The organism is Archangium sp., from assembly GCF_036389735.1.
GTDB lineage: Bacteria > Myxococcota > Myxococcia > Myxococcales > Myxococcaceae > Archangium.
The window spans coordinates 1-8289 of record NZ_DASVWK010000866.1; the positions used below are offsets into that span (position 1 = coordinate 1).

Genomic DNA, 8289 nt, shown 5'->3' on the forward strand with positions numbered 1-8289 from the left:
CTCCTTCACACCGGCTCGCGGCAGGGACCGGCGGGACGAACCATTAAAGTCCGGCCAGCGGGGACAACGGTCGACGGATTCTAGAAATTTCAGCCGTTTAGGACAATTAAAACACTACTCGCCTTATAGGCTGACCAGGAAGACCTCGCACGCCTGGTCGAGCAGATCCTTGGAGAGGGCCGGGGGGATCTGCCGGTAGCGGGCCGCGTCCTTGATGAGCTGCACCAGATCCCGAGGGTGGCAGGCCCGCAGCTGCATGCTTCTCGGCTTGTAATAATGGTCGATGAGGTAGGAGACGGCCTGATCCACGTAGGGGATGCCCGCCGCCTCGCACACCCGCGAGAAGATCTCCCGGTAGGTCTCCTCGTCGGGGTTGGAGACCTCGATCTTGTACTTGATGCGCCGCAGGAAGGCCTCGTCCACCAGTTCCTTGGGGTCCAAATTGGTGGAGAAGACGAGCAGCTGATCGAAGGGGATCTCGAACTTCTTGCCCGTGTGGAGGGTGAGGAAGTCGATCCGCTTCTCCAGGGGGACGATCCACCGGTTGAGCAGGTCCGTGGGGTGGACCTTCTGGCGGCCGAAGTCGTCGATGAGGAGCATCCCGCCGTTGGCCTTCACCTGGAAGGGGGCCTCGTAGAAGCGCGCGGTGGGCGAGTAGATGAGGTCCAACGTCTCCAGCGTGAGCTCTCCGCCCACCACCACCGCCGGGCGCCGGCAGAGCTGCCACCGGTTGTCCATCTCGAAGGTCTGCCGACGGCCCGTGGCGTCGCGCTCGGACTCGAGGGTGATGGGGATGTGGTTGAGGACGTCGAAGACCTTGACGATCTGGTTGTCGATCTCCAGACAGTGGGGGACGAAGATCTCCCCGCCGAACATGCGGCTGATGGCCTCGGCGAGGCTCGTCTTGCCGTTGCCCGGAGGACCATAGAGGAAGAGGGAGCGCCCCGAGTTCACCGCCGGACCCAGCTTGTCCATCAGGTCCGCGGAGACGGTGAGGTGGGACAGGCCCACCACCAGGTCCTCGCGGCTGATGACGGGGTTCTCCTCCGTCTGCGCGGTGATGACGGCGTTGTACTGCTCGATGGGGACGGGGGCGGGGCCCACGTAGGTGCTGCGCTCGATGGCGCCGCGCGCGTACTCGCGGCCCTTCTCGGTGAGGATGAAGTCCACCGAGGCGCGCCCGAAGCCCTTGCCGCCCCGCAGATCCACGAGCTTCTCGGCGGTGAGGAAGTCCACCACCCGCTCGATGACGCCGGGCCAGGGCAGCCGCAGCTCCTGCGCGATGGCCATGCCCGTGCCGGTGCCCGAGTAGTACAGGTAGCGGAGCGCGATGTCCGACAGGAGCCCGATCTTCAGGCCCGTCTCCTCCAGCGACTTGGGCTCCGGGGGAGCGATGTCGAGGATGGACGGGTTCTCGAGGTGGAACGGGTTGGGGGCGGCGGCGGACTCAGGGCGCATCTGCCCGTACTTCTAGCCCATCCGCCCTCGTTCCCGCACGTCCCCCGAGCCCTTGGTTGCCCAGGGCTCAGACATAGGTGCGCAGCACGGGCGGGGACTCGGGCTCAACGCGGGGCGCGCATCACGCGGGCATACACGTCCCGCACGCGCGCGGCGCAGGCGCGGTATTGGGCGAGGAAGGTTTCTCCCGGGTGGGGGCCCAGCACGCCCAGCCGGCGCGCGAGCTGTGCCAGGGCGCGGCCACTGGTGGGCATGTGGGCCAGGGAGCTGTCGTGGATGAGCCGCAGCCGGTTCTCCACCCGGCGCAGGAAGAGGTAGCCCTGGCGCAGCGTCTCGGCGTCCTCGGGCGGGAGGCCCCCCTCGGCCTGCAGACCTTCCAACGCCTCCAGCGTGTTGGTGCTCCGCACCCGCGGGTGCTCCCGGCCGTGCACCAGTTGCAGGTACTGGACGGTGAACTCCACGTCCACCAGCCCGCCCTGGCCCAGCTTCGGGTTGAGCTGCTGCGCGTTCTCCTGCGCCAGCTCGCGCTCCATGCGCGTGCGCAGCCGGTCGATCTCCGCCGCCGTGTCCGGGGGAAGGGGGCGCTCGTAGACGAGCGGGGCGAGCACTTCCTCCCGCAGGGCCTGGAAGCGCGTGGCGTCTCCCGCCGCCGGGCGGGCCTTGATGAGGGCCTGGCGCTCCCACAACTGCGCCCGCTTCTGGTGGTGCTCGCGGAAGGCGTCCTGGCTCACCACCAGCGCCCCCTGGTTGCCCGAGGGCCTCAGCCTCGCGTCGATCTTGTAGAGGTGCCCCTCTCGCAGTTGCACCTGGAGCAGCGTCATCAGCCGCTGCACCACCTTGGCGAAATACTCGCGGTGGGTGAGGGTGCCTCGGGCGCCCCCGCTCGTCTCCGCCTGGCCGACGCCGCTGTACACGAAGATGAGGTCCAGGTCCGAGTGGTAGCCCAGCTCGTACCCGCCCAGCTTGCCCATGCCGATGACCACCAGACCCTCGCGCTGCCCGTGCGCGTCCAGGGGCACGCCGTAGCGCTCGCGCTGCTCCTCCATCGCCAGGAAGAGGCACTCGTCGAGGATGCCGTCCGCCACCGCCGTGAGCTGCCGCGCCGCCTCCGGCACCGTCAGGTCACCGCTGATGTCGTTCAGCCCGATGCGCAGCACCTCCTCGTTCTTGAAGCGCGGCATCGCCGCGTGCTTCGTCTCCGCGTCCGGGTGCCGTGCGAGTCGCGCCCCCAGCTCCTGCCGGATGCGCTCGGGGGTCTTCATCGCCTCGTCGAGCTGCGCCTGCACCAGGGCATCCAGCAGCTCCGGGTGTCGCAGGAAGATGCGCGAGAGGTAGTCGCTCTGCCCGAAGAGGTTGAAGAGGCGGCGGCTCGCCCGGGGCATGTTCGTCAGCAGCCGCAGGTAGCCCTCCGGCTGGTGCAGCCGGGCGAGGAAGTCCGAGAAGTGCAGCAGCGCCTGGTCGGGGTCCGGCGTCTGCGCCAGCTCCGAGAGCAGGTGCACCGCCGCGAGCCCCGAGCCCCCATCCACGAAGGGGGAGTGGGGCACCCGCGCCAGTCGCTCCAGCTCGGCCAGGGCCCGCTCCGGGTTCTCGAAGCCTCGCTGGTTCAGCGCCGCCTGACGCTCGTCCGGCGGCAGGTCCGGATCCAGCGCCAGGGCCAGCAGGGGCTCGTCGGGGACCTCGCCCCGCGCCGTCTGGCCCAGCAGCGTGTGGAAGGCTCCCTGCACGTAGTTGCGGTGTCGCTCCAGTTGAACGCGGAAGGTGTCCCAGTCCGGGCAGCCCAGCGAGGTGGCCAGCCGGCGGCGCTCGCGCTCGCCCGTGGGCAACGCCTGCGTCTGCCGCTCCTCCAGCATCTGGAGCCGGTTCTCCACCCGCCGCAGGAAGACGTAGGCCTCCTCCAGCGCGTCCGCGTCCGGCCCCGAGACGAAGCCCGCCCGCTCCAGCTTGCGCAGGGCCCGCATCGTCCTCGGCTCGCGCAGGGTGGCGTCCTTGCCTCCCTGCAACAGTTGGAGCGCGTTGACGAAGAACTCCACCTCGCGGATTCCTCCGGGCCCGAGCTTCACGTCCTCCGCGCTCGCCTTGCCGCGCAGGTCGATCTGCGCCTTCATGTCCCGCAGGCCGTCCACCGCGGACAGGTCCAGGCTGCGCCGCCAGATGAACGGGCCCAGCTCGCTCAGCAGCTCCTCCGCCAGCCTCGCGTCTCCGCCCACCACCCGCGCCTTGAGGAGCGCCGCCCGCTCCCACATGCGCCCGAACGACTCGTAGTACGACAGGGACGCCGCCAGCGAGAGCACCATGGCGCCCGCTCGCCCCTGCGGTCTCAGGTTCAGGTCCACCCGGTAGCAGAAGCCCTCCGCCGTCACCTTCGTGAGGGCCTGCGTCACCACCTCGCCCAGCCGGGTGAAGTACTGCACGTTGGGGAGGGAGCCTCCGGTGCCTCCCGTGGTGTGTCCGTCTCCCCGGTACAGGTAGATGAGGTCCACGTCCGAGCTGAAGTTGAGGTCCTCTCCCCCCAGCTTGCCCATGCCCAGGATGCAGAAGCCCGGGGGGTCCGGCGTGCCGTACTTCGCTCCCAGCGAGCGCTCCGCCCAGGCCAGGGCCGCTGCGATGAGCGCCTCCGCCAGCGCGGCGTGCTCGCGGCCCAGCTCCGCCATCGGGGCTCGCAGCACCACGTCGCGGACCATGAGCCGCAGGAATTCGCGGTACTTGTAGCGGCGCAGGCGGCGCTGGAGTCCCTCCGTGTCCGTCGGCGCCGTGCGACGCGTCGTGGCCAGGGCCTCGCAGCGGTACTGCTCCTTCGATTTCTCCCGCGTCAGCGTTCGCGAGCCCGCGAGCCCGCGAAGCAGCCCGGGTCTCGTGGCCAGCAGGCGCGGGACGATGGTGCTCGCGTGGAAGACCGCCGGCAGCCAGTCCAACAGGCGCGTCAGGGTGGGCTCGGGGAGCCCTTGGAGTCCTTCGCGGATTCGATCGAAGGCCGCGATGATTTCACTCGGCTCCGAGGTCTGCTTCGCCGCTTCGTGGATACGCCAGGCCGCCGGGGCGCCGAGGACGCTCGCCAGTGCGGTGAGCTCCTTGGCGGCTCGCTTCGGGTTCTCGAAACCCTCCGCGCCCAGTGTCTCCTCGGTCCAGGTCACGAGTTCAGGCTTGGGCGATCTCGGCGAGGTTGTTCTTCGCCTTCTCGATGTCCCCCTCGTGCTTCAGCACCAGGTTCAACGTCGCCGCCACCATGTCCGCCGTCAGCGACTCCGCGTTCAGCAGCGCCAGGCTCTGCACCCAGTCCAGCGTCTCGCTGATCGACGGCGCCTTCTTCAGGTCCAGCTTCCGGATCGCCGCCACGGCCTCCACCACCTGCTCCGCCAGCGTCTGCGACACCTCTGGCATCCGCTTCCGGATGATCCGCAGCTCCCTCTCACGATCCGGAAAGTCGATGTGCAGGTGCAGGCACCGCCGCTTCAGCGCGTCCGACAGCTCCCGCGCGTTGTTCGACGTCAGCACCACCCGCGGGATGTGCTTCGCCTTGAATGTCCCCAGCTCGGGAATCGTCACCGCGTTGTCCGACAGCACCTCCAGCAGGAAGGCCTCGAACTCCGGATCCGCCTTGTCGATCTCATCCACCAGCAGCACCGCCGGCCGCTCCGACAGGAGCGAGCGCAGCACCGGCCTCGGCAGCAGGAAGCGCTCCGAGAAGAACACCGCGTCGCTCGTCGCCAGCCGATCCGCCGCCTCGCTCAGCGTCGCCGTCCCCTGCACCATCTCCCCGATCTTGTCCTTCAGGAGCTGGGTGTAGAGCAGCTGCTTGGCGTACTCCCACTCGTAGAGCGCCTTGGCCTCGTCCAGTCCCTCGTAGCACTGGAGGCGGATGAACTCCCGACCCAGGGCCTGCGCCAGCGCCTTGGCCAGCTCCGTCTTGCCCACCCCCGCCGGGCCCTCCACCAGGATGGGCTTCTCCATCCGATCCGCCAGGAAGCTCACGGTGGCGATCTCCGGGGAGGGCAGGTAGCCCACCTGCTCGAGACGCTTCAGCGCGTCCTCCACACTGCTCAAGGAGTGCGATTCGGTCGTAGGGGAGGGGGCGTTCACGCTTCTCAACTTAACCGAAGGGTTTTCAGGCCACTGCGGCAAAAATGCCAGACTTGCGGCCTTTCCCCCGCGCTCGCGTCGCCTGCCCTCCGTGCAAGTGGCCGGAACAACTTGCGAAAAAGTTTCCACACTGTGGGCACACAACGTGCAATACGGCCCCGCGTTCTGTCTGCGGAGGCGGCGGTCATGTCCTGGTTGTGGCGGATGTTGCTGGTGGTGACGGTGGCCCTGGTGCCGGGGGCTTTCGTTCTGCTGGTGGCCTACGTTGCCTCACGGACCTTCTGGTCGCGCTGGCGATCGGCTCAAGTCCAGTCCCGGACCCAGGGCACCCCGGTCTCCCTCCGGGCCATCATCTCCACCGTCGAACTCAAGGAGCTCGTTCGAGAGGCGCGCGCCGCGCTGTAGGCGCTGGTCGCACACGCTTCTCCAGCCGCGCGAGGCCCTGAGGCCACGCGCGGCCGGTCACCCTCACTACTTGTCCAGCTCGTCGACGAGCGAGGTCCAGTCGCTCTCGTCGTTGGCGCCAGCGGGCGCCGTGGGGATCTGCATGACCACGGTGCGCTCGGGGCCTTCCTCGTCCTCGCCGAAGACGGGAGGAGGAGCGGCCGCGGCGGGCTTCTTCGCCACGGTGTTCTTCGCCCCCGGACGAGCCGCGGCCGGGCGGGCCGCGGCGGGCGCGATGGTGGAGACCTGCGTCGTGGTGGCGATGTTCTCCTCCTCCTCCACCGGGGGCGCGGGCTTGGCGGACGACTTCGCGACCGGGGTGCCAGGGGAGGAGGGGGCCTTCGTCTTGTAGCGGGCCAGCTCCAGCTCGGCGACCTTGAGCGCCTTGCTCTTCTCCTGCACCGACTGCTGCAGGCGGGCGATCTCCTGGGCCTTCAGGGTCTCGCGGCGCTCCAGCTCCGCCTTCTGGCGGGCGCCGAGCTCCTCGATCTCCTTCTGCTGCCGGGCCTCCAGCTCCTTGCGCTCCTTGGCGAGCGAGGTGAGCTTCGTCGCGGCCTCCTGGAGCTTTGTCTCGGCGACCGTCAGCTTCGCGGCGGCATCCTTCTCCGCGCGAGCCTTGGCTCCGGCCGCGTTCTCCACGGCCATCTCCAGCTCCTGGATCTTCTTCGCCCGGGCGGCGAGCTGCGCCTGGACTTCCTTGAGCTTCGCGTCGGACTCGGAGGCGCGGGCCTGGGCGTCCTGGGTGAGCTGGGCGACCTGGGCCTCGGCGCGAGCCAGCCGTGTGGACAGCTCGTCCGCGGCACGCTTCGCCTCGGCGCGCTCGCGGGCCTGGGCCTGCTGGAGCGCCTGCATCTGCGTCTGGGCCTCTCCGAGCTGACCGGCCAGCCCGTCGCGCTCGGACTGGAGCTTCGTCTGGGCGTTGCCCGCGACACGCAGCTGTTCCTCACGCGCGGCGAGGTTCTTGCGCGTGGTGTCCAGCTCGGAGTTGAGGGCGGCGGCCTGCTTCTGGAGTTCGTCCTGCTGACGCCTGGCCTGTTCCGCGTCCTGCTGGCGGCGGGTGTCGAGCTGCTTGAGCTGCTCGGTCTTCGCGGCCACCTCGCGGCTGAGGGCCTCGCGCTGACGCTCCTTCTCCTGCGTCACCGCGGAGAGCTTCTCGAGCGTGTCCGACAGCTCCTGGCCCTTGGCGGCGCCATCCTTCTCCAGGAAGTCGATGCGGCGCTGCGACTCGGCGGTGAGCGTGTTGAAGCGCTCCTCCAGCCGGTGGTGCTGGTCCTCGGAGTGGGAGAGCTGCGAGCCGAGCTGGGTGACCTCGGCGACGCGGCTGCCCAGCTCCTGCTTGGTGAGGAAGAGCTGCTCCTCCAGGTCCTGGTTCTGCTCGCGCGTCTGGGCGAGCTGGGACTCCAGGTCCGCCTGGGTGGCGGAGGCCTGCTGCTGGGTCTGCGCGTGGGCGGTCTGCTCGCTGGCGAGCGCCTCGCGCGTGGCGGCGAGGTCTCCCTGCGTCTCGGACAGCGCGTTGCGCGTCTGGCCGAGCTGCTCGGAGAGCTCCTCCTCCATGGCGGCCTTGAGGGCCTCGGTCTCGTTCAGCACGCCCGTGACGCGGCCGATCTCCGCGTGAGCGGCACGCAGCTCGCTCTCGCGCTCGGTGCGCTCCTGGACGGTGCGGGCGAGCTCCTCGCGGGTCTGCTGGAGGACGCCCTTGGTCTCGGCCAGTTCGGTGCTCAGCTCGTCGCGCTGGGCCGTGGTGGTCTCAAGCTGCTCCTGCGTCTGCTCGAGCTGGCCCTGCGTGGTGACGAGGGTGCTCTGCGTGTCGGCGAGCGTCTGGGAGGTGGCCTCCAACTCGCCGCGGGTGCTGGCCAGCGACTCCTCGGTGCGCGACAGCAGGCCCTGGGTGTCGGTGAGGGTGGACTGCGTCTCGGAGAGGGTGTTCTGCGTCTCCGACAGGGTCTGTGAGGTGGCCTCCAGCTCGCCACGGGTGGTGGCGAGGGCCTCCTCCGTCGCGGACAGCCGGCCCTGGGTGTCGGCGAGCGTCTGGGAGGTGGCCTCCAGCTCACCGCGGGTGCTCGACAGCGACTCCTCGGTCTGGGCGAGCCGGTCCTGGGTGTCGGTGAGGGTGGCCTGGGTCTCGGCCAGCGTCTGGGAGGTGGCCTCCAGCTCGCCGCGCGTGGTGGCGAGGGTCTCCTCGGTGGCGGAGAGCCGGCCCTGTGTATCGGACAGGGTGGTCTGCGTCTCGGAGAGGGTGGCCTGGGTCTCGGCCAGCGTCTGGGAGGTGGCCTCCAGCTCGCCGCGCGTGGTGGCGAGGGTCTCCTCGGT

4 protein-coding genes and 1 pseudogene are annotated in these 8289 nt (G+C 69.5%); 1 reads left to right on the forward strand and 4 read right to left on the reverse strand.

Features of this window, described 5'->3' with window-relative positions:
* Positions 1-123: 123 nt before the first annotated feature.
* The 3 genes from VF794_RS30980 to VF794_RS30990 form a co-directional block, all read right to left on the reverse strand.
* Positions 124-1458 (reverse strand): AAA family ATPase, encoded by a 1335-nt coding sequence (locus VF794_RS30980; protein WP_331116688.1) that lies wholly within the window; start codon positions 1456-1458, stop codon positions 124-126.
* A 104-nt stretch (positions 1459-1562) separates the two neighbouring features.
* Positions 1563-4589, reverse strand: coding sequence for a bifunctional [glutamate--ammonia ligase]-adenylyl-L-tyrosine phosphorylase/[glutamate--ammonia-ligase] adenylyltransferase (glnE, locus tag VF794_RS30985; RefSeq protein WP_331116690.1), 3027 nt, complete (start codon positions 4587-4589; stop codon positions 1563-1565).
* A 4-nt stretch (positions 4590-4593) separates the two neighbouring features.
* Entirely contained in the window at positions 4594-5535 is a 942-nt protein-coding gene (locus tag VF794_RS30990) for a MoxR family ATPase (protein ID WP_331116692.1), read from the reverse strand.
* Positions 5536-5721: 186 nt separating this feature from the next.
* Between VF794_RS30990 and VF794_RS30995 the strand changes: the two genes are divergently transcribed.
* The gene (locus tag VF794_RS30995; protein ID WP_331116693.1) at positions 5722-5940 is read left to right on the forward strand and encodes a hypothetical protein; all 219 of its coding nucleotides are present in this window, start codon (positions 5722-5724) and stop codon (positions 5938-5940) included.
* A gap of 66 nt (positions 5941-6006) precedes the next feature.
* Here VF794_RS30995 and VF794_RS31000 read toward each other — a convergent pair.
* Positions 6007-8289: pseudogene (locus VF794_RS31000) on the reverse strand (hypothetical protein); the annotation flags it as partial.

What these genes read in the sequence shown, in the direction of transcription:
- VF794_RS30980 (WP_331116688.1), bottom strand. Translation starts at nt 1,458, where the DNA reads ATGCGCCCTGAGTCCGCCGCCGCCCCCAACCCGTTCCACCTCGAGAAC.
- VF794_RS30995 (WP_331116693.1), top strand. Translation starts at nt 5,722, where the DNA reads ATGTCCTGGTTGTGGCGGATGTTGCTGGTGGTGACGGTGGCCCTGGTG.